The 19,941-nt window shown below is 68.6% G+C and carries 20 protein-coding genes, 1 tRNA gene and 1 pseudogene; 5 read left to right on the forward strand and 17 right to left on the reverse strand.

The window, feature by feature from the left end; translation table 11 throughout:
• Window positions 1-19: 19 nt before the first annotated feature.
• Window positions 20-1,099, reverse strand: coding sequence for an isocitrate/isopropylmalate dehydrogenase family protein (locus QC180_RS28470; protein ID WP_278265935.1), 1,080 nt, complete (start codon window positions 1,097-1,099; stop codon window positions 20-22).
• A 79-nt stretch (window positions 1,100-1,178) separates the two neighbouring features.
• Here QC180_RS28470 and QC180_RS28475 point away from each other — a divergent pair, with 79 nt between their 5' ends.
• On the forward strand, window positions 1,179-1,691 hold the full coding sequence (locus QC180_RS28475) for a 2'-5' RNA ligase family protein (RefSeq protein WP_278265936.1): 513 nt from the start codon (window positions 1,179-1,181) through the stop codon (window positions 1,689-1,691).
• A 49-nt stretch (window positions 1,692-1,740) separates the two neighbouring features.
• Window positions 1,741-2,112: a thioredoxin gene (trxA, locus tag QC180_RS28480; RefSeq protein ID WP_278265937.1), complete on the forward strand. Its 372-nt coding sequence runs from the start codon at window positions 1,741-1,743 to the stop codon at window positions 2,110-2,112.
• A gap of 70 nt (window positions 2,113-2,182) precedes the next feature.
• Here trxA and QC180_RS28485 read toward each other — a convergent pair whose 3' ends face one another.
• From QC180_RS28485 to QC180_RS28540, 12 genes and pseudogenes are all read right to left on the reverse strand, one after another.
• Window positions 2,183-2,605 (reverse strand): 2-keto-3-deoxygluconate kinase, encoded by a 423-nt coding sequence (locus QC180_RS28485; RefSeq protein WP_278265938.1) that lies wholly within the window; start codon window positions 2,603-2,605, stop codon window positions 2,183-2,185.
• Between the two features lie 93 nt (window positions 2,606-2,698).
• On the reverse strand, window positions 2,699-2,908 hold the full coding sequence (locus QC180_RS28490) for a hypothetical protein (protein ID WP_278265939.1): 210 nt from the start codon (window positions 2,906-2,908) through the stop codon (window positions 2,699-2,701).
• Between the two features lie 24 nt (window positions 2,909-2,932).
• Window positions 2,933-3,721, reverse strand: coding sequence for an acyl-[acyl-carrier-protein] thioesterase (locus QC180_RS28495; RefSeq protein ID WP_278265940.1), 789 nt, complete (start codon window positions 3,719-3,721; stop codon window positions 2,933-2,935).
• Between the two features lie 49 nt (window positions 3,722-3,770).
• Entirely contained in the window at window positions 3,771-4,199 is a 429-nt protein-coding gene (locus QC180_RS28500) for an SRPBCC domain-containing protein (RefSeq protein WP_278265941.1), read from the reverse strand.
• 201 nt (window positions 4,200-4,400) lie between these two features.
• The gene (gene polA / locus QC180_RS28505; RefSeq protein ID WP_278265942.1) at window positions 4,401-7,133 is read right to left on the reverse strand and encodes a DNA polymerase I; all 2,733 of its coding nucleotides are present in this window, start codon (window positions 7,131-7,133) and stop codon (window positions 4,401-4,403) included.
• Window positions 7,134-7,422: 289 nt separating this feature from the next.
• The gene (locus tag QC180_RS28510; protein WP_278266018.1) at window positions 7,423-8,112 is read right to left on the reverse strand and encodes an ABC transporter ATP-binding protein; all 690 of its coding nucleotides are present in this window, start codon (window positions 8,110-8,112) and stop codon (window positions 7,423-7,425) included.
• Window positions 8,113-8,265: 153 nt separating this feature from the next.
• A pseudogene (locus QC180_RS28515) lies at window positions 8,266-9,171 on the reverse strand (ABC transporter ATP-binding protein); the annotation flags it as partial.
• A gap of 41 nt (window positions 9,172-9,212) precedes the next feature.
• A complete protein-coding gene (locus tag QC180_RS28520; protein ID WP_278265943.1) occupies window positions 9,213-10,628 on the reverse strand; it encodes a branched-chain amino acid ABC transporter permease in 1,416 nt (471 codons plus the stop codon).
• Window positions 10,625-11,662, reverse strand: coding sequence for a branched-chain amino acid ABC transporter permease (locus QC180_RS28525; RefSeq protein WP_278265944.1), 1,038 nt, complete (start codon window positions 11,660-11,662; stop codon window positions 10,625-10,627). Before QC180_RS28525 ends, QC180_RS28520 begins: the two co-directional genes overlap by 4 nt.
• A gap of 68 nt (window positions 11,663-11,730) precedes the next feature.
• Complete coding sequence (locus tag QC180_RS28530) at window positions 11,731-12,888, reverse strand: branched-chain amino acid ABC transporter substrate-binding protein (protein WP_278265945.1); 1,158 nt, start codon at window positions 12,886-12,888, stop codon at window positions 11,731-11,733.
• Window positions 12,889-13,139: 251 nt separating this feature from the next.
• Window positions 13,140-13,757 carry an ANTAR domain-containing response regulator gene (locus QC180_RS28535; protein ID WP_278265946.1) on the reverse strand — a complete coding sequence of 206 codons (618 nt, stop codon included), beginning with the start codon at window positions 13,755-13,757 and terminating at the stop codon, window positions 13,140-13,142.
• Between the two features lie 170 nt (window positions 13,758-13,927).
• A tRNA-Leu gene (locus tag QC180_RS28540) sits at window positions 13,928-14,014 on the reverse strand.
• A gap of 116 nt (window positions 14,015-14,130) precedes the next feature.
• Between QC180_RS28540 and QC180_RS28545 the strand changes: the two genes are divergently transcribed.
• The 3 genes from QC180_RS28545 (at window position 14,131) to QC180_RS28555 (ending at window position 15,942) form a co-directional block, all read left to right on the forward strand.
• Window positions 14,131-14,634 carry a phenylacetaldoxime dehydratase family protein gene (locus QC180_RS28545; RefSeq protein ID WP_278265947.1) on the forward strand — a complete coding sequence of 168 codons (504 nt, stop codon included), beginning with the start codon at window positions 14,131-14,133 and terminating at the stop codon, window positions 14,632-14,634.
• 185 nt (window positions 14,635-14,819) lie between these two features.
• The gene (locus QC180_RS28550; protein ID WP_278265948.1) at window positions 14,820-15,437 is read left to right on the forward strand and encodes an arsenate reductase/protein-tyrosine-phosphatase family protein; all 618 of its coding nucleotides are present in this window, start codon (window positions 14,820-14,822) and stop codon (window positions 15,435-15,437) included.
• 94 nt (window positions 15,438-15,531) lie between these two features.
• A complete protein-coding gene (locus QC180_RS28555) occupies window positions 15,532-15,942 on the forward strand; it encodes a hypothetical protein (protein WP_278265949.1) in 411 nt (136 codons plus the stop codon).
• 6 nt (window positions 15,943-15,948) lie between these two features.
• Here the strand turns inward: QC180_RS28555 and QC180_RS28560 are convergent, their stop codons facing one another.
• The 4 genes from QC180_RS28560 to QC180_RS28575 all read right to left on the reverse strand — a co-directional run bounded on the left by QC180_RS28560 (window position 15,949) and on the right by QC180_RS28575 (window position 19,801).
• The gene (locus QC180_RS28560) at window positions 15,949-16,857 is read right to left on the reverse strand and encodes an acyl-CoA thioesterase (RefSeq protein WP_278265950.1); all 909 of its coding nucleotides are present in this window, start codon (window positions 16,855-16,857) and stop codon (window positions 15,949-15,951) included.
• A 2-nt stretch (window positions 16,858-16,859) separates the two neighbouring features.
• Window positions 16,860-18,278: a pyruvate kinase gene (gene pyk / locus QC180_RS28565; protein ID WP_278265951.1), complete on the reverse strand. Its 1,419-nt coding sequence runs from the start codon at window positions 18,276-18,278 to the stop codon at window positions 16,860-16,862.
• A gap of 89 nt (window positions 18,279-18,367) precedes the next feature.
• Window positions 18,368-19,039 carry an amino acid ABC transporter permease gene (locus QC180_RS28570; protein ID WP_278265952.1) on the reverse strand — a complete coding sequence of 224 codons (672 nt, stop codon included), beginning with the start codon at window positions 19,037-19,039 and terminating at the stop codon, window positions 18,368-18,370.
• A 3-nt stretch (window positions 19,040-19,042) separates the two neighbouring features.
• Complete coding sequence (locus tag QC180_RS28575) at window positions 19,043-19,801, reverse strand: amino acid ABC transporter substrate-binding protein (RefSeq protein WP_347567362.1); 759 nt, start codon at window positions 19,799-19,801, stop codon at window positions 19,043-19,045.
• Window positions 19,802-19,941: the final 140 nt, after the last annotated feature.

Here is a 19,941-nt window from a genome sequence, read left to right on the forward strand (position 1 = left end):
GAATGTGAAAGAAACCTTTTCATCTCCGGTGCACGCGCGCGGTGACCTGTTCGGTGAATTCACTCGTCGAGGCCAGCCCGCCGAGATCGGCGGTGGCCACTCCGGCCGCCAGGGTGGCCGCGACCGCGCGGTCGATCCGGTCGGCCGCGTCGTGCAACCGACTGTCGCCGTCGCGAACGGCCAACCAGCGCAACAACATCGCCGCCGACAATTGCAGTGCCGCCGGATTGGCGCGATTGTGTCCGGCCAGGCCGGGCGCCGCGCCGTGCACGGCCTGGGCCATGGCCTTGGTGTCGGAGCAGTTGAGCGAGGGGGCCATGCCGAGCGAGCCGCTGAGTTCGCCCGCGAGGTCGGAGAGGATGTCGCCGAAGAGGTTCTCGGTGACGATCACGTCGTAGTCACCGGGCGAGCGCACCAGATGCGCGGCCATCGCGTCGACGTGCGCGTCGTCGACCCGCACGTCCGGGTACTGCGCGGCCACCTCGAAGCAGACATCGCGGAACAGGCCGGTGGTCATCGGCAGCACATTGGCCTTGTGCACCACGGTCACCCGCTGGCGCCTGCCCCGGGCCAGCCGCAGCGCCTGGTGCGCGATGCGCTCGCACGCCTGGCGGGTGATCACCGCGACGGCCATCGCGACGTCCTCGGTCGGGCGGAACTCCCCCGACCCGGCGAACATGTTGCGGTCGGCGTAGAAGCCCTCACTGTTCTCCCGCACGATCACCAGATCGATGTCGGGCGCGCTGGCCCGCACCCCGGCGAAGGCCACCGCGGGCCGGATATTGGCGTAGAGCCCGAGGCGCTTGCGGATGGTCCCGCCCGGCGCGACCCGCATCTCGGCGGGATAGGAGGCGTTGTCGTGCGGGCCGAGGATCCAGGCGTCGAGTTCGGCCAGACCGTCGAGGGTCCGCTCGGGCAGGGGGTCGCCGTGGGCGGCGATGGCCGCGTGCCCGATCAGCAGGGGTACCCAGGTGACCGGGTCGAGCCCGGCCGCGCCGACGGCCTCGTCGACGACCGCGCGGGTCGCGGCCACCACCTCGGGGCCGATGCCGTCACCGTCGATCACACCGAGCCGCAGGCTCGTCTTCGCACCGTTCACCCCCACATCCTCGCGGGTCGGCGTCCCGGTGCGCGCGAGCGCCCCACCCGGACACGCCGGGACGACTAGGTTGGCGGACATGGTGCAGTCGGTGGAGTTGCTCCTGGACGAGCGCGGTGACGCGGAGATCCGCAGGCAGTGGGCGGTGCTGGCCGAGGCGGGCATCGGTAGCCCCGGTGGTGCCACCCATCGTCCGCACATCACCGTCGCGGTGGCCCGCGAGATCTGGCCGCGCATCGACCACGCGCTCGAGCGGATGGCGTTCACACCGCTGCCCGTACGGCTCGGCGGCGTGCTGGTGTTCGGTGCGCGCAGGCCGATCCTGGTGCGGGCGGTGGTCGTCACCGAGGAACTGTTGGCCCTGCAGCGCCGGGTCGCCGATCTGGTCGCGCCCTGCCCGGGAATCCCCGCGAACGTCGCTCCCGACGCGTGGACTCCGCACATCACCCTGGCTCGTCGGGTGCCCCCGGAACTGCTCGGCGCGGCCGTGCGCGCGGTGGCGGCCGACCACGACTTTTCCGCCGTTGTGGTGGGCATTCGCCGCTGGGACGGGGAGGCGCGGCAGGAGCGCCTCGTGGCGGGGGGAAGATAGAGAAAGGCCCCGGCGTTACAGCCGGGGACACCGACAAGGAGAGGACGTCATGGCCACCCAGACGCTGACCCAGCAGAACTTCGACGAAGTGATCACCGGAAACGACGTGGTACTCGTCGATTTCTGGGCTTCCTGGTGCGGTCCGTGCCGCAGCTTCGCCCCCACCTTCGAGAAGTCCTCGGAGAGCCACCCCGACGTGGTGCACGGCAAGGTCGACACCGAGGCCGAGCAGGGGCTCGCCGCGGCCGCCAACATCCAGTCGATCCCCACCATCATGGCCTTCCGCGAGGGCGTGCTGGTGTTCGCCCAGCCGGGCGCGCTGCCGCCCGCGGCGCTGGAGGATCTGGTGACCCAGGTCAAGGGCCTGGACATGGACGAGGTGCGCAAGCAGATCGCCGAGCAGTCCTCCCCCGCCGAATAGGCGCGAAACGTCAAGGGTCCGTTCACCTTCGATGAGGTGAACGGACCCTTTCGGCGTGTGTCGGGGCGGATCAGCCCGCGAGCTTGCCGACGCAGGCGATCATGGCGCGCACGGTCGACTCGGCGCCACCGGCGGCCATGGCCGCGGCCCAGCCGCGCCTGCCGTCGAGGTCGCAGCGGACGAAGGTGGCGATGCCCTCGGCGGTGGGCCGCTGGTGGAACTGCAGGATCTCGAGGGGGTAGCCCTCGTCGTAGAGCGCGGAGGTCAGGGCCGCGACCGGGCTACCGGTGGCCAGGACGGTCCGCAGATGGTCGGCGAATTCCAGCGTGCCGGTGAAATCCGTTCCGGAACAAGTCCATTCGCCGAGGGTGATCGGACCCTCGAACCGGGTGTACCGGTCGAGGAACTCGGCGGGAGTGAGGTCGGTGAGTTCGGCGCGCAGCCCGCGCGGGGCGGCGTCGAACAGGGCATGGTCCAGTGTCAGCAGTGTCATTGCAGGTGAGGTCTTCCCGAAGATGGTCTTCGTTGGCAGGTGGGGACCAGCAGAACAATGAAAATCAGCCCGCAGCGAGGGGGCTGGTCCGAATCAGACCCCGCTACGGCGGGTTACTACGAGAAGAATCTGCCGGGTGGCTGCCTGCGCGGTCTGCGCAGCAGCGGCCGCGCGGTCGCGGTCAGCGACAAGCAGCGCGGCGAAGCGATCGGCGGGATTCGGCACGTTGTCGAGAATAGGGCGATCGTCGTGAAACCGCAACCTGGTTTCGACTCCGTCGTGTCTACCGGTGAGTACCGTCACCGCAGCTCAGCTCGGTGGTTCCGGTCACCCACGCGGGTGTCGGGTGGCCGGTCCCCCGGACAGCGGTTCGACCGAGGCGAGCGCGCGGGCGCAGCCGTCGACATCGAGCTGGACGCGCAGGGCGTCGGGTCGCGGACTGCTGCGCAGGACCACCTTGTCGCCGATCATCACCGGGCCGACGTGTTCGACGATCGCCCGGTACGGCAGGCGGTGGCGGTCCGGGTGCGCGGCGAGGACCTCCTCGACGGCACCCCAGTAGACCGCGTTGTTGACGTGTCCGAGCCGGTCCACGTCGGTGACGCGCAGCGGGAAGGGCACCGCCTCGACCTCGGGATCGTCGAGTTCGGTGAGCGCGGCGCGCCAGCGCAGCCGGTGCTCGGTGGTGCTGGCCAGCATCGGTGCCATGAAGGCGTCGCTCATGCGCGCGGGACGGCCCGCGACCGGGTCGATGTGGATCAGGAAGGCCGCGGCCTCGATGTGGCCGCCGCGCTCGCCACGCAGCTGGATGCGCATGTCGCACCAGCGGTTGGACAGGGCGTCGGCCCAGCGGCGCAGATGCACCCGGTCGCCGAACACGATCGGTTCGTAGACGTCGATGACGGTGCGTCGCACGATCCACGCCTGGTGGGCGTCGCCGTCCTCGACCGCGTCGAGATGATCGAAGCCGATGTCCTGCAGATACCGGGCCACCGCGTCCAGGCGCAGTCGGTCGTCGCCGTCGGTGTCGCCCAGGCGCACCGGCCACGACGCCGGGAAGGCCCGGTCGATATCGGGGCAGGCGGGCAGTGGGGTCGCGATGACATCGGCGGGCACGGTCCGATGCTGCCACATCGTGGGCCCGCTGGCCCGACGGTGCGCACGGTCAGGCGCGTTCGGCGGCGGCCTTGATCCCGGCCACGTGGGCCTCCCACATGCCTTGCGCGTGCGCGGCCTCGTCCTCGGTCGCGTTGTTGTCCTGGCTCAGCGTCAGGTGGGTCGACGAGTCGTCGCCGCTGAGCTGGTAGCCGAGCGTGTGATAGTTCTCCGGCGCGTCCGGCTGGCCGCCGAGCGGGCTGTAGTGGGTCATCTCGAGCAGTCGTCCCGGTTCCACCGCGAGGATCTGGCCCCGGTCCGTGTACGCCCTGCCCTCGTACTCGCCCTGCCAGACGATCGGGCTCCCCGGTCGCCAGTCGGTCTCGACCTCGGCCCCGAACATGAACTCCCGAATCGCCGCCGGGTCGGTGAGCACGTCCCATACCCGCTGCGGCGAGGCGGCGATATCGACCTCGGCGGTCGCCACGAACCCGGTCATCGTCGACTCCTTCCGGTCACCCCTTGTCCACGGTACGACGGTGCGCACCCAGCGGGCTTGGACAAAGGCGTCACGAGGACGGGCCGGGCTACTTCCAAGAGCACCGCGGCCCCGTGAAGCCCGCGTCGAAGTGGGCGGCGACCGCGTCGGTGCGCCGCCAGCCCCGGCGTCGCGGAAGGCGATCGCCGGGGCGGATACGCATCAGTGTGCCGCCGAATCCCAGCTGTGGCCGGTGCCGACCGAGACCGTCAGCGGCACCGAGAGTTCGATGGCCGAGGACATCTGTTCGCGGGCGAGGGCTTCGAGGGTCTCGCGCTCCCCGTCGGCGACCTCGAAGACGAGTTCGTCGTGGATCTGCAGCAGCATGCGCGAGGCCAGCCCGGCGTCCTCGATCGCGTTCTGCACATTGATCATCGCGACCTTGATGATGTCGGCGGCGGTGCCCTGGATGGGCGCATTGAGGGCCATGCGTTCGGCGGCCTCGCGGCGCTGGCGGTTGCTGGAGTCCAGATCGGGCAGGTAGCGGCGGCGGCCGAACAGGGTCTGGGTGTAGCCGACCTTGCGGGCCTCGTCGACGACATCGGACAGGTAGTCGCGGATGCCACCGAAGCGGTCGAAGTAGACGTCCATCTGCTCCTTGGCCTCGGCGGTGCTGATCTTGAGCTGCGCGGACAGACCGTAGGAGCTCAGGCCGTAGGCCAGACCGTAGGACATGGCCTTGATCCGGCGGCGCATCTCCGGGCTCACCTCGTGCAGCGGGATGTCGAAGGCCTTGGACGCGACGAAGGTGTGCAGGTCCTCGCCGGAGTTGAACGCCTCGATCAGGCCCGCGTCGCCGGACAGGTGCGCCATGATCCGCATCTCGATCTGGCTGTAGTCGGCGGTCATCAGCTCGGCGAAGCCGGGGCCGACGACGAAGGTGTCGCGGATCTGGCGGCCGGTGTCGGTGCGGATGGGGATGTTCTGCAGGTTCGGCTCGGTGGAGGAGAGCCTGCCGGTGGCGGCGATGGTCTGGTTGAACGTGGTGTGGACGCGGCCGTCGTCGGCGACCGACTTGAGCAGGCCGTCGACGGTGACCTTGAGCCGGGTCGCGTCGCGATGCGCGAGCAGGTGTTCGAGGAAGGCGTGGCCGGTCTTCTCGAACAGCGATTCCAGCGCGTCGGCGTCGGTGGTGTAGCCGGTCTTGGTGCGCTTGGTCTTGGGCATGTCGAGCTCGTCGAACAGCACCACCTGCAGCTGCTTGGGCGAGCCGAGGTTGATCTGCTTGCCGATCACGTCGTAGGCGGCGTTGGCGGCCTCGGTGACCCGGTCGGCGAACTGGCGCTGCAGCGATTCCAGCTGGGGCACGTCGACGGCGATCCCGGCGTCCTCGAGCTGGCCGAGCACGCCGAGCAGCGGCAGTTCCATCTCGTGCAGCAGCGCGGTCGACTCGATCTGGGTGAGTTCGGCGTCGAGCGCGTCGGCCAGGTCGGCGACGGCGCGGGCGCGCAGCATCTCCTCGCGGGCGAGGTCGGCGGCGACGGTGTCCTCGTCGTCGAGCAGCGAGAGCTGGCCGTCCTCGCTGGTCTCGGCGCGCAGTTCGCGCTTGAGGTAGCGCAGCGAGAGGTCGTCGAGATTGAAGCTGCGCTGACCGGGGCGGACCAGATAGGCCGACAGGGCGGTGTCGCTGGTGAGCCCGGCCAGGGTGAAGCCGCGCCCGCGCAGGGCGTGCTCGGCGGCCTTGGCCTCGTGCAGGGCCTTGGGGACCTCCGGGTCGCCCAGCCAGATGCCCAGGGCGGCCTCGTCCTCGGGGGTCAGGGTGGTCAGATCGAGGTAGCCACCCTCACCGTCGGCGGCGGCCAACGCCAGGGCGCGCGCGTCACCGTTGACCGGAGTGCCGGTGCCGACAACCGAGAGGCCGTGGCGCACACCGGGTTTCGCGTGTTCGGCCAGCCAGTCACCGACCGTGCCCGGCTCCACCACGGCACCGCTGATCTCGAACCCGGACTCGGCTTCGGGCTCGGCCGAGCCGAGGGTGTCGAAGAGGCGGTCGCGCAGGACGCGGAACTCCAGGTCGTCGAAGAGCTGATGGATCTTCTCGCGGTCCCACGGCGCCTGCGCGAGCTGATCGGGGGTGTAGGGCAGCGGGACCTCGCGCACCATCTCGGTGAGCTGACGGTTGAGCACCACGCTGGACAGGTTCGCGCGCAGCGCGTCACCGACCTTGCCCTTCACCTGGTCGACCCGGTCGACCAGGGTGGCCAGGTCGCCGTACTCGCGGATCCACTTGGCGGCCGTCTTCTCGCCGACACCCGGGATACCGGGCAGGTTGTCGCTCGGGTCGCCGCGGAGCGCCGCGTAGTCGGGGTACTGGGCGGGGGTGAGTCCGTATTTGGTCTCGACTTCGGCGGGGGTGAAACGGGTGAGATCGGAGACGCCCTTGCGCGGGTAGAGGACGGTGACGTCGTCGTTGACCAGCTGGATGGAGTCGCGGTCGCCGGTGACGATGAGCACCCGGTACCCCTGCGCGGTGGCCTGGGTGGTGAGGGTGGCGATCACATCGTCGGCCTCGTAGCCGTCGATGGCCATGACCGGGATGCCGAGCGCGCCGAGCACGTCCTTGGTGAGTTCGACCTGGCCCCGGAATTCGTCGGGGGTGGCGCTGCGGTTGGCCTTGTATTCGGGGTATGCCTCGCTGCGGAAGGTCTTGCGCGACACGTCGAAGGCCGCGGCCACGTGGGTGGGCTTCTCGTCGCGCAGCAGGTTGATCAGCATGGAGGTGAACCCGTACACGGCGTTGGTGGTCTGCCCGGTGACGGTTTTGAAGTTCTCCGCCGGTAGCGCGAAGAACGCACGGTAGGCGATCGAATGCCCGTCCAGGAGCAGCAGCGTCGGCCGCTCACCCCCGTCGGCGGTGGTCGTTGTCGATGCCTGAGCAGTCGTCGGTGAACTCACCCACATGAGTGTAGGGACCACCACCGACACCCCCGTATCCCGCCACGGCCATGACCCGCAACCCCACAGAACCCCGACCCGACACACCAGCGCCCCGAACAAACCCGCCATGACCGCACTCCCAGCCCCGCACCCGCGACCCCGAGGAGCGGCGGCCGACGAAGTCGGCCGGTCGCGGCCCGGGTCGCCGGTCAGGCGCCGTTTCGTAGGCGACGAAGGAGCAAGAAACGGTGCCTGACCGGCGGCCCCCCAGGGGGCCGCGACTCGAGCGCGCCAGCGCTCCAAGAACTCAGCCGAGGTAGGCCGACATGACCGCGGGGTCGGTGAGCAGGTCCGAGCCCGCCCCGGACTTGGTGACTTCGCCGGTCTCCAGGATGTAGGCGCGGTCGCTGCGGGTCAGCGCCTGCTGGGCGTTCTGCTCCACGAGCAGCACCGTGGTGCCCTGCCGGTTGATCTCGCTGATGATCCGGAAGATCTGCTGGATCACCATCGGCGCCAGACCCATCGACGGTTCGTCGAGCAGCAGCAGTTTCGGCCGCGCCATCAGCGCCCGGCCGATGGCCACCATCTGCTGTTCGCCGCCGGAGAGAGTGCCGCCGACCTGTTTGCGGCGCTCGGCCAGGCGCGGGAACAGCTCGAAGATCCAGTCCAGGGTTTGCTGGTATTCGGCCTTCTGCTCGAAGGGCCTGCCGTAGCAGCCCATGTCGAGGTTCTCCAGCACCGTCATGCCGGGGAACACCCCGCGACCCTCCGGGGACTGGATGAGCCCGGCGACCACCCGGTCGTGGGCCTTCATGGTGGTGATGTCCTGGCCCTGGAACAGGATGCGGCCCGAGGTGAGCGGCAGCAGCCCGGACAGGGCCCGCATGGTGGTGGTCTTGCCCGCGCCGTTGGCGCCGAGCAGGGTGACCAGCTCCCCCGGCGACACCGACAGCGAGATCCCGTGCAGCGCTTCGATCCTGCCGTAGTGCACCACCATGTCGCGCACCTCGAGCAGCGGCTCGGGACTCGCGACGACGACCTCGGTGACCTGCTCGTCGGCCGATTCCACCACCACGGTGGCCGGTGACGGCGGCGGGCTCGCCCCCTCGGCGGCCGCGGCGTCGGCCTCCTCGCGGACCTCGGCGACGGTGTCGGCGTCGGGCACGCCCAGGTAGGCCGCGATCACCGCCGGGTCCTCGCGGACCTCGGCGGGCAGCCCGTCGGCGATCTTGCGCCCGAACTCGAGCACCACGATCCGGTCGGTGACGCCCATGACCAGGCGCATGTCGTGTTCGATGAGCAGCACGGTGTAGCCGTCGTCGCGGATTTTGCGGATCAGCTCCATGAGCGCGGACTTCTCGCTCGGGTTGAATCCGGCGGCCGGTTCGTCCAGGCACAGCAGCTTGGGTTCGGTGGCCAGCGCGCGGGCGATCTCGAGACGCCGCTGGTCACCGTAGGAGAGGTTGCGGGCCTTCTCCACCGCGCGCGGGGCGATACCGACGAACTCCAGCAGCGCCATGCCGCGTTCGATGGCGTCGCGTTCCTCCCTGCGGTGCTTGGGGGTGCGCAGGATGGCGCCGGGCACCGAGGTGGTGTGCCGGGCGTCGGTGCCGACGACCACGTTCTCCAGCGCGGTCATCTCGCCGAACAGGCGCACGTTCTGGAAGGTGCGCGCGATGCCGAGACGGGTGATCTCGTTGCGTTTGGTCTTGGCCAACGGCCTGCCGTCGAAGTGCACACTGCCCGCGGCGGGCTTGTAGACACCGGTGATGGCGTTGAAGCAGGTGGTCTTGCCCGCGCCGTTGGGGCCGATCAGGCCCAGGATCTCGCCGCGGCGGATCTCGAAACTCACCCCGTCCAGGGCGGTCAGGCCGCCGAACTTCACCGTCAGACCGTCGGTGCGCAGCAGCGGCGCACCGACGGCGGTCTCGATCTCGCGGTGCGGGGCGACCACCTCGGCGACCGTCTCGGCGTCGGCGAGTTCGGGCAGGACCGCGGTGACATCCACGTCGGCGGCCGGTTCGACCTCCGGCGCGGGCTTGTACCCGGCCTTCATGTCCTCGTTGTCGTACAGCGCGTCCCCTGCGCCCGGCCCCGTCATCGCCCTGCTCCGATCGGTTCGGCCGTGGGCTTGCGCACGACCGCCTGATAAACCTGCCTGCCGTAGGTGAGCAGTTTCTGCCGCACCGGGAACAGACCCTGTGGCCGCAGAATCATCATCACCACCAGGGCGATGCCGAAGTAGAAGTACTTCAGGTCGCCGAGGGTCTGGGCGCCGCCCTTGCGGAACAGCAGCACGCTGCCCGCCAGCAGCAACCCGAAGACCACCGCGACGATCGACACCGTGATCACGCCCCGCCGGGCCCATACGCCGAGCGCGGCGCCGCGCCACCGCCACAGCAGCCACAGGCCGATCAGCAGCGCGACGTCGAGCCCGAGCAGCAGGTACCCGGTCGACTCGTTCGAGACCAACTGCACCGACTGCAACCGCATCGGCAGATACGCGATGAGGAAGGCGCCCACGATCACGCCGAGCTTGTTGCCCGAGCCGCCGAGCACGACCGCGCACAGGAACAGCATCGACAGGATGATGTCGAACTGCTTGGGGTTGACGTAGGTGACCTGACCGGCGTACATGGCGCCGGACAGACCGCCGACCGAGGCGCCGATCACGAAGGCCCACAGCTTGAACTTGAAGGTCGGCACGCCCATGATCTCGGCGGCGTCCTCGTCCTCGCGGATCGCGACCCAGGAGCGGCCGACGCGGCTGCGCTCGAGATTGCCGATGATCAGCAGCACCACCACGACCAGCACCATGCCCAGCCAGAACCACCAGGTGCCGCTGTTGGCGGCCTGTAGCGGGTTGTTGCTGTCGGGATCGCCGAGATTGCCCGGAGAGAAGACGCCACCGGGATGGGTCTCGGATTCGCCGACATCGGGGTAGGCGACCTTGGACAGGCCGAGGCTGCCATTGGTCAGCTCGGTGAGATTGTCGGCCATCAGGCGGACGATCTCACCGAAGCCGAGCGTCACGATGGCCAGGTAGTCGCCGCGCACGCGCAGGGTCGGCGCCCCGAGGATCAACCCGGCGAGGGCGGTGAGCGCGACCGCGATCGGCAGGCAGGCCAGCCAGGCCCAGCTGGGTTCGAGCCAGCCGCCGTCGGTCTGGTTCCACGGACTGTTCGGACTGGTCAGCAGGGCCACGGTGTAGGCGCCGACGGCGTAGAAGCCGACGTAGCCGAGGTCGAGCAGGCCCGCCTGGCCGACCACGACATTGAGGCCGATGGCGATCAGCGCGTACATCGCGAACTGCGCCATCACGCCACCGAAGCTCACGCCGGGGGTGTCGATGATCGGCGGGGTGTAGATCGGCAGCAACGCCAGCGCCAGGATGACCGGCACGCCGACGGCCCACTGGCCGGGGCGGGACAGTCCGTCCCACCAGGTGCGGATCGCGTCGCCGAGGCCGCGCCGTTGCGGAGTCTTGGCGGGGGTCTTCGTCAGGTCGGTCATGCGCGTGCCCTCCCCAGGCTCTCGCCGAGGATGCCGGTCGGCCGGAACATCAGCACGGTCACCAGCAGCACGAAGGCGACCACGTCACGCCATTCGTTGCCGAACAGGATCTGCCCGTACTGCTCGGCGACGCCGAGCAGCATGCCGCCGAGCAGGGCGCCGCGCAGGTTGCCGATACCGCCGAGCACCGCGGCGCTGAAGGCCTTGATACCGAGGATGAAGCCACCGGAGAAGATGATGCCGGTGGGGATGTAGAGCGTGTAGAGCATGGCGGCGGCACCGGCCAGCAGGCCGCCGATGAGGAAGGTCAGCACGATCACCCGTTCCCGCGAGACACCCATGAGGGTGGCGGTGTCGGGGTCCTGGGCCACCGCGCGGATGGCCCGGCCGAATTTCGTTCGGTTGATGACGATCTCGGTGGTGATCGCGAGCACGATGGCCGCGGCGAAGATCACCAGCGCCACATTGGTGACCTGCGCGCCGAGAAAGGTGAACTGCACCTTCGGCTCCACCAGCCGGATGCCGGTCTGGGCGTTGGAGCCGCCCAGGCCCGGCTTGATCTTGGGCAGGATGTAGTGCACGAACTCCTGGATCACGAACGACATGCCGATCGCGGTGATCAGGAAGGCCAGCGGTTTGGCGCCACGCCTGCGCAGTGGCCGGTAGGCGACCCGTTCCAGACCGATCGCGGCGATGCCCGAGACCAGCATGCCGAACAGCATGGCCAGGCCGAGGTAGAGCACCGTCAGCAGCACACCCTGGGAGTAGGCGTTACCGCTGGGCGCGAAGCCGAGCAGTTCCAGGCCCACATAGGTGCCGAACATGCCGAGCATGAAGATCTCGGAGTGGGCGAAGTTGATCAGCCGCAGCACACCGTAGACCAGGGTGTAGCCGACGGCGACCAGGGCGTAGATCGAGCCGTAGGTGAGACCGTCCACGGTCAGTTTCCAGAACTGGTCGATCACGCCGGAAACGTTGAAATCGATGGACCCCTGCGCCAACAGGGTTACACCGAGCGATGCCGCTGATGTCATGGTTTCTCTCGCGTCGGGCGAGCGGTGCGCGTGGTCTCACCACGCGCACCGCTCCACACTCTCGGGGACTACTTGACCTCGTACATCCAGATCTGGATGTTGGCCAGCTCGCCGGTCTCGCCCCACTTGTACTCGCGGGCGACACCGGTGCCGGTGTAGTTACGGACGTAGTCGACCAGCTCGGCGCGGGTCACCTTGCCCGAGTCGATCCCCTTGAGCAGGATCGTGGTCAGGTCGTAGCCCTCGACGGAATAGACGCCGGGCGCCTGGCCGTTGAGTGCCTTGTACTCCGAGGCGAACTCGTCGGGCGCCGGGCTGCACGGGCACGACAGCAGCGCGCCCTTGGACGAGGCACCGGCCTGGCGGACGAACTCCGGATCGTTGCTACCGTCGGCGGAGACGAAGGTGGCGTTCACGCCGCCGGAACGCAGCTGCTGCACGAACGGCGCGGCCTCGGCGTAGTACCCGGCGTAGAAGATGGCGTCGGGCGCGGCCGCCGACAGCTTCGACACCGCGGCGGAGAAGTCCTTGTCACCTTCCTTGACACTGACCGCGCAGGAGGCGTCGGCGGCCGGACCCGCGGCGGTGATGAAGGCCTGCGCCAGACCGGCACCGTAGTCGGTGTTGTCCTGCACGACGCAGATCTTCTTGTAGCCCTTCTCACCGGTCAGGTAGTTGGCCACGGCCGGGCCCTGCGAGTTGTCGTTGCCCAGGCCGCGGAAGAAGGTCTTCCAGCCGTTCTGGGTCAGCGTGGGGTTGGTGGCCGAGGCGGTCAGCGTGGGCATGCCCGCCTCGCTGAGGATCTGGCCGGTCGCCTTGGTCTCCCCGGAGAAGGTGGGGCCGATCAGGCCGATGATGCTGGGATCGCTGACGATGGTGGGGATCACCTGCGTCGCGATCTGCGGCTTGCCCTCGGTGTCGAACTGCTTGACCTGGACCTGACAATCCGGGTTGGCCTTGTTGTGCTGGTCGAGCGCGAGCTTGACGCCGTTGATGATGTTGATGCCGAGCGCGGCGTTGCCACCGGTCAGCGGACCCGCCATCGCGATGGTCTGCGGCGCGCACTTGGCCTTGCCGTCACCGGCCGGGTCGGCGGCGGCGCCCGCGTCGGTCTGGGCCACGGCCTTGCCCTCGGTATCGAGCTGGACCACCGACTGGATCGAGAGATCGGTGTTGCCGCCACCGCCGCCGTCGGACGACTTGTCGCTGCATCCGGACAACACCAACGACGCGGCAGCTCCGATAACCAGAACTCCCCGCGTCGAACGACTGCGCCATGTCGAACTGAGCACGTCTCACCTCTATGTCCTGTGCTCCTCGGGTCCACCGAGGGGGCCGACCACGTTCAGCCCGGACAGAACATATCGCCGGATTGTTAGATCCGCATCACATTCGCATCATGTCGGATGCTTCGTGTCCAGTCGTAGTTCCCTTTATTGTTTCGCTTACGTAAAGTTTTCCGGCTTTCGCGCACGCGTCACTGCGGGGTGAGGTTCTCCAGCACGACTTCGGCGACCGCCTTCATCGTGGTGCGCCGATCCATCGCGGTGCGCTGAATCCATTTGAACGCCTGCGGTTCCGACAGCCCCTGCGTCTGCATCAGCACGCCCTTCGCGCGCTCGACGAGCTTGCGGGTCTCCAGGCGATCCGACAGATTCGCGACTTCGGTTTCCAGCGCGGCGATTTCATGGAAACGACTGGCCGCCAGTTCGATCGCGGGCACCAGATCGGATTTGGTGAACGGCTTCACCAGGTAGGCCATGGCCCCCGCGTCACGGGCCCGCTCGACCAGGTCGCGCTGGCTGAACGCGGTCAGGATGACCACGGGCGCAACACGTTTCGTCGCGATCTCGGCGGCGGCGTCGATCCCGTCGCGGCGCGGCATCTTGACGTCCATGATCACCAGATCCGGCCGCAGCTCCTCGGCCAGTTCCACGGCCTGCTGCCCGTCGCCCGCTTCCCCGACGACGTCGTAGCCCTCTTCCTTGAGCATCTCCACCAGGTCCATGCGGATCAGGGCTTCGTCCTCGGCGACGACGACGCGCTTGGCGACCGTCTCACGCGCTGCGCCCGCGCCCCCTGCATTCGTGCTCATAGGTACGACCCCTCTGGATTTCCGATGCCGATGTAAAGAGTACCTTTCGTTTCCGCGCGCAATGCCGCGAGCTGCGCAGAAACCGCGGGTGAACGCGAGTGCGAGGACATCGCGCGGGCCCCGCGACAGATACTCCCCCGCGGAGCGCGGCCGATGCCGCGCTTCCGCCGTGGTGCCGAGTGTGGGACTCGAACCCACACGTCCTTTCGGACAACGGTTTTTGAGACCGTCGCGTCTGCCAGTTCCGCCAACCCGGCGCACCGCGGTCACTATAGCGTCTCGGCGCGCCGTGGCGCGAACCGCCGTCGAACCGGAACCCCCGCGGCACCGTAGTACCAGGAAAGCCTCCCGGCGGAAGGGCACGAACATGCGTGTGAGCAGGACCACGGTCGACCTCGACGCCTACCCCGACCTGGTGATGATCCTGCTGGGTATGCGGGTGCGCACCCCGCGTGGGGTGCTGCGCCTGCTCGGGGTCGGCCCCAAGCTCTACCGCTCGCACGCCGACCGCCCCGACGGGCTGCTGCTGCACGAGGACGTGGTCTGGTCGATGCTGCCGCCGCACTGGGGCGCGCGCCAGTACTGGCGCGATCTGGACTCCCTGGAGCGCTGGACCCGCTCGGACCCGCACCGGCAGTGGTGGCGGCAGTTCCTGCGCGATTCCGGCGGCACCGGCTTCTGGCACGAGGCCTATTTCCGGCGCGGCGGCATCGACGCGGTCTACGACGACATGTCCGCCCCGACCGGGTTGGCCCGCTTCGCCCCGGTGGTGCCCGCGCGCGGGGCGATGTTCTCCACCCGGGGCCGCGTGCACGGCACCGCGCCGGGAGTGCCGCCGGTGGTTCCGGAATCGAATTATTACGAGGCCGACGAGTGACGGTCGACACATAACTCCGCGATGTTTCCACGGTCTATCTCGTGGGTATCACGGTCACACACAACAGATTTCCGCATCGTGATTGATGTACGGAATTCAACCGAAAGGTGAATAGACAGTTCCGCGCCCGTGATGGTTGCACTGTAGGTCTACTGCGCGACAATCGAGCCGTTTACGGTGTCGGTATGCACGTGCTGTTCGTCTGCAACTCCAATGTCTGCCGGTCGGTGATCGCCGAACGACTCACGTGGGCGTTCGCGGCGGACAACGGCCTGACCGGACTCACCGCGGAGAGCGCGGGCACCCGCGCGCTGGTGGGATTTCCGGCCGAACCGCTGGCCGCGGAGACCATCGTGGGATTGGGTGGCGAACTCGGCGGATTCACCGCCCGTCGACTGCGCCCGGAGATGGTCGATCGCGCCGATCTGATCCTCACCATGACCGAATCCCTGCGCGCACAGGTCACCGAATTGTCCTTCGGGGTGGCCGCCCGGACTTTCACCCTGCCCGAGGCCCATCGCATCGCGAAGGTCACCGGCGCGAAATCCATTGCCGCGCTGCACCGGGCGCGCGACGACCTGGCCTATGTGGGCCGGGAGAACATCGCTGACCCGATCGGGCTGTCGCCGCAGGCCTTTCTCGAAGTCGGCGACCGGATCGCGGAATCACTGTTCCCGTTGCTGGCCGCGCTGGCACCGCACCATCGGGCCGAGGACCGTCGCGAGGCCCCCGCCGGACTGGTGATCACGCCCGATCACGCGCCGCCCCTGTCGACCTTTCTCGCCGCCCAGCGCAGGCACTGACAGCGAGGGCTGTTCGCCGGGGCCGCACAGGGATTAGACTGCGGCGCGGACGTGCTGTTCTCCCTGCTGGTTCGACACACGACAGGACTCAGACATGCCGAAACGCATTTCGGATGTTTCGCTCCATGTGTATGTCACTCCGGACATGCTCGACCGCATCGTCGCAGGCATCCGCACGGTGGTCGACGACCACCTCCAGGACCGTGAGGTCTTCGCGTGGCGGTTCACCCTGCCCGTCGACGCCACCGATCCCGTGCACGGGGAACTCGAATCACAGTGGCGCGGAACCCATCCCGACCGTCCGTCGGCGGGCGAGGCCACCTACGAGATCGCCCTGAGCCTGGTCGGCGAACCCGACGACCTCACCGACGCCGACACGGCCCACCTCGAACACGGCCTGACGCTGACGGTGGACGACGTGGCACCGGGCCACGCCGTCCCCTTCCGGCTGCGCGCGCGTCAGCGCACCGATCGCGCGCAGGAACTGAACTACGGCCGCCGCTGAGCGGGCTCAGCGGGCCGGGAAGTGCCGGATGACGCCTTCCTGCACCGTGGTGGCGATCAGTTCGCCGTCGCGCGAATAGAACCGGCCCGTCGCCAGGCCGCGCGAGCCCGCCGCCACCGGTGACTCGGTGGCGTAAAGGGTCCAGTCGTCGAAGCGGAACGGGCGGTGGAACCAGATCGAGTGGTTCACCGTGGCCGCCAGGATGCGGTCCAGGCCCCAGGACAGGCCGTGCGTGGTGATGATCGAGTCCAGCACGGTGGTGTCGGAGGAGTAGCCCAGCGCCGCCACGTGCAGCAGCGGGTCCTCGGGCAGCGCGCCGTCGGTGCGCATCCAGACCCGGTTGTGGTTGAGCTTCTCGCCGGTGCCCTTGAGGATCCACGCCGGATCGTTGGTGTAGCGCATGTCGATCGGATGCGGGGCGTTGATGAACATCTCGAGCTTGTCCTCGAAACCGGCGAAGCTCTCCTCGATCCGGGGCAGCGTCTCCGGATCGGGCACCTCGGGGCCCTCGTGGGCGTGCTCGAGGCCCTTGCCCCAGTCCTGGAACGCCGCCAGCATGACGAACAGTTCCTGGCCGTCCTGGCTGGCGGTGACCGTGCGGTTGGCCAGGGCGCGGCCGTCGCGGTGGCGCTGCACGTGGTACTCGATCGGCTTCTTCACATCGCCGCCACGCACGAAGTGCGCGTTGATCGCGTGCAGCGGCCGCTGGCCCGCGGTGCGTCCGGCAGCGACGATGGCCTGCGACACCAGCTGACCGCCGAAGGTGCGGCTCCACACCTTCTCCGGATGGTTGCCCAGGAACACGTCCTCGCCGATCGGTTCCAGGTCGAGCAGGTCGAGCAGGACCCGCAGATCGGGGGACTGCTCGCCGGGCCCTGTCTCGACCTCGACCGATCCGCCTGCCGAACTACTCACGACTAGTGGTCCTCCTCGCCGATGCGATGAACGTGGATCAGATTGGTGGACCCGACGGTACCCGGCGGGGAACCGGCCACGATGACCACCAGGTCACCCTTGCGGTACCGGCCCATCGACAGCAGCGCCTGGTCGACCTGGTGGATCATCGCGTCGGTGGAGTCCACCATCGGCACGATGAAGGTCTCGGTGCCCCAGGTCAGCGTCAGCTGGCTGCGCACCTCCGGCAGCGGGGTGAAGGCCAGCAGCGGCAGCGGGGTGTGCAGGCGGGCCAGGCGGCGCACGGTGTCACCGGACTGGGTGAAGGCCACCAGCGCCTTGGCGTTGAGGCGCTCGCCGATATCGCGGGCGGCGTAGGAGATCACGCCGCGCTTGGTGCGCGGCACGTGGGTCAGCGGGGGGACCCGGTGGGTCTCGGACTCCACCGCGGTGACGATGCGGCTCATCGTGCGCACCGCGTCGATCGGCCAGGCGCCGACCGAGGTCTCCCCCGACAGCATCACCGCGTCGGCGCCGTCGAGCACCGCGTTGGCCACGTCGGAGGCCTCGGCGCGGGTCGGGCGGGAGTTCTCGATCATCGACTCGAGCATCTGGGTGGCCACGATCACCGGCTTGGCGTTCTCGCGGGCCATCTGGATCGCGCGCTTCTGCACCAGCGGCACCTGCTCGAGCGGCAGCTCGACACCGAGGTCACCGCGGGCGACCATCACCGCGTCGAAGGCCAGCACGATCGCCTCGAGGTTGTCGATGGCCTCGGGCTTCTCCAGCTTGGCGATCACCGGCACGCGGCGACCGACCCGGTCCATCACGTCGTGCACGAGCTCGATGTCGGAGGGCGAGCGCACGAACGACAGCGCGATGAAGTCCACGCCCAGCTTCAGCGCGAACTCGAGGTCCTCGATGTCCTTGCCCGACAGCGCGGGCACCGACACGTTCATGCCGGGCAGCGACAGGCCCTTGTTGTTGCTCACCGGGCCGCCCTCGGTGACCCGGCACACCACGTCGTTGCCCTCGATGGCCTCGACGGTCAGGCCCACCTTGCCGTCGTCGACGAGCAGGCGGTCACCGGCCTTGGCGTCGGTGGCGAGTTCCTTGTAGGTGGTCGAGACCCGGTCGTGGGTGCCCTCGACGTCGTCGACGGTGATCCGCACCTGCTGGCCGTTGGCCCATTCGGTGCGGCCCTCGGCGAAGCGCCCGAGCCGGATCTTGGGGCCCTGCAGGTCGGCCAGGATGCCGACCGCGCGGCCGGTCTCGTCCGAGGCGGCCCTGACCATCTTGTAGTTGTCGGCGTGGTCGGCATGGTCGCCGTGGCTGAAGTTCAGCCGGGCCACATCCATGCCGCTTTCGACGAGCTCACGAATACGGTCCTGGGAGGCCGTCGCCGGTCCGAGGGTGCACACAATCTTCGTCCGTCGCATCACAGAACTAGAGCGTAGTCCCCTCGGCTCGCCGAGTCCCTGTCCCGGTCGGGTTGACCGGTGAGTTCGCGCGGTGTTCACGAAATCGGTTGTCACCGCACCGCGACATGCCGGGACAGTCGCGTCTCCAACCGGGTCTGACCGAAGCCCAGGATCAGGCAGATCACCCAGTAGTAGAGGGCGGCCACGCCGTAGAGGGCGAAGAAGTCGAAGGTGGGGGCGGCGGCGAGCTGGGCGGTGCGCAGCAGTTCGGTGACCAGGATGGTCGAGGCCAGCGAGGTGTCCTTGACCAGGGAGATCAGCGTGTTCGACAGCGGCGGCACCGCGATCCGGGCGGCCTGCGGGAACACGACGTAGCCCAGCGTCTGCGGGTGGGTCATGCCCAGCGACTGCGCCGCCTCCCACTGCCCGTGCGCCACGCTCAGGATCGCCGAGCGCACCACCTCGGCCGCGTACCCGCCGACATTGAGGCTGAAGGCGATGACCGCCGCGGGGAACGGCTCGATGACGATCCCGAACTGCGGCAGCGCGTAGAACACGATGAACAGCTGCACCAGCAGCGGGGTGCCACGGATGATCGAGATGTAGAACCGCGCGGGCAGTTCGAGCACCCGCCGCGGCGACATCCTGGCCAACGCGACACCCACCGCGATGGCCAGGCCCAGCACGAAACTGATCGCCGTCAACGGCAGCGTCATGGTCACCGTGGCCTTCAGCATCGGCCACAGGTTGTGCCAGATCAGCTCCCTGGTCGCGGAATCCATCCGCTACTTGCTGACGTCGGTGCCGAAGTACTTCTCCGACAGGCGGGCCAGGGTGCCGTCGGCGCGCAGCTGCTCGAGCGCCTTGTCGATGTCGGCGATCAGGGCGCTGTCGTCCTTGCGGGCGGCGAAGGCCTGCTTGCTGGTCTCGCCGGTCTTGCCCGCGATCTTGATCCCGGTATCGCCGGTCTTCTTGGTGTACTCGCCGACGGCGAGGGTGTCGTTGACGGTGGCGTCGACCCGGCCCGCCTTGAGCAGCTGCACCGCCTGCACGAAGCCCTCGACGGCCTCGACCTTCGCGCCCGCGTCCTTGGCGACCTGGCTCCAGTTGCTGGTGGCCGACTGGGCGGTGGTCTTGCCGGACAGATCCGCCAGCGAGGTGATGGCGGTGTAGTCGGACTTGGTGACGATGACGCCCTCGGAGGTGGTGTAGGGCTGCGACAGCGCGTACTTCGCGGTGCGCTCGGGATTGACCGTCACCTGGTTGGCGACCAGATCGAAGCGCTGGGACTCGAGTCCGGCGAAGATCGAGTCCCACGGCGTCTGCACGAATTCCACGCGCTTGCCGAGCTTTTCGCCGACCACGCGGGCGACCTCCACGTCGTAGCCGGTGAGCGTGCCGTTGTCCTGGTAGCTGAACGGCGCGTAGGTGCCCTCGGTGCCGACGGTGAGCACGTTCGGGTCGTCGGCGGAGGAGCAGGCCAACAGGCCGGTCGCGGCCACGACGGCGAGCACGGCGGCGGCGAGAAGTTTGCGCGCGAGAATCCCTTTCTCCGCTGCGCGTGGGGCACGCGCAGGCCCAGCGACGCTACGGCGTCGGCACACACCCGACACAGAGTATGGCTCACCGTGCGCGAAATTCGCCGGGGAGAAACGCGAAACGGGTACCCCGCACGCGGAGTACC

The sequence above is a fragment of the Nocardia anocheti genome (genome assembly GCF_029675105.1).
In the GTDB taxonomy this organism is placed as follows: domain Bacteria; phylum Actinomycetota; class Actinomycetes; order Mycobacteriales; family Mycobacteriaceae; genus Nocardia.

What these genes read in the sequence shown, in the direction of transcription:
- QC180_RS28475 (WP_278265936.1), top strand. Translation starts at nt 1,179, where the DNA reads ATGGTGCAGTCGGTGGAGTTGCTCCTGGACGAGCGCGGTGACGCGGAG.
- trxA (WP_278265937.1), top strand. Translation starts at nt 1,741, where the DNA reads ATGGCCACCCAGACGCTGACCCAGCAGAACTTCGACGAAGTGATCACC.
- QC180_RS28485 (WP_278265938.1), bottom strand. Translation starts at nt 2,605, where the DNA reads ATGACACTGCTGACACTGGACCATGCCCTGTTCGACGCCGCCCCGCGC.
- QC180_RS28500 (WP_278265941.1), bottom strand. Translation starts at nt 4,199, where the DNA reads ATGACCGGGTTCGTGGCGACCGCCGAGGTCGATATCGCCGCCTCGCCG.
- QC180_RS28510 (WP_278266018.1), bottom strand. Translation starts at nt 8,112, where the DNA reads ATGGTGGTGCACTACGGCAGGATCGAAGCGCTGCACGGGATCTCGCTG.
- QC180_RS28520 (WP_278265943.1), bottom strand. Translation starts at nt 10,628, where the DNA reads ATGACCGACCTGACGAAGACCCCCGCCAAGACTCCGCAACGGCGCGGC.
- QC180_RS28525 (WP_278265944.1), bottom strand. Translation starts at nt 11,662, where the DNA reads ATGACATCAGCGGCATCGCTCGGTGTAACCCTGTTGGCGCAGGGGTCC.
- QC180_RS28535 (WP_278265946.1), bottom strand. Translation starts at nt 13,757, where the DNA reads ATGAGCACGAATGCAGGGGGCGCGGGCGCAGCGCGTGAGACGGTCGCC.
- QC180_RS28550 (WP_278265948.1), top strand. Translation starts at nt 14,820, where the DNA reads ATGCACGTGCTGTTCGTCTGCAACTCCAATGTCTGCCGGTCGGTGATC.
- QC180_RS28555 (WP_278265949.1), top strand. Translation starts at nt 15,532, where the DNA reads ATGCCGAAACGCATTTCGGATGTTTCGCTCCATGTGTATGTCACTCCG.
- QC180_RS28570 (WP_278265952.1), bottom strand. Translation starts at nt 19,039, where the DNA reads ATGGATTCCGCGACCAGGGAGCTGATCTGGCACAACCTGTGGCCGATG.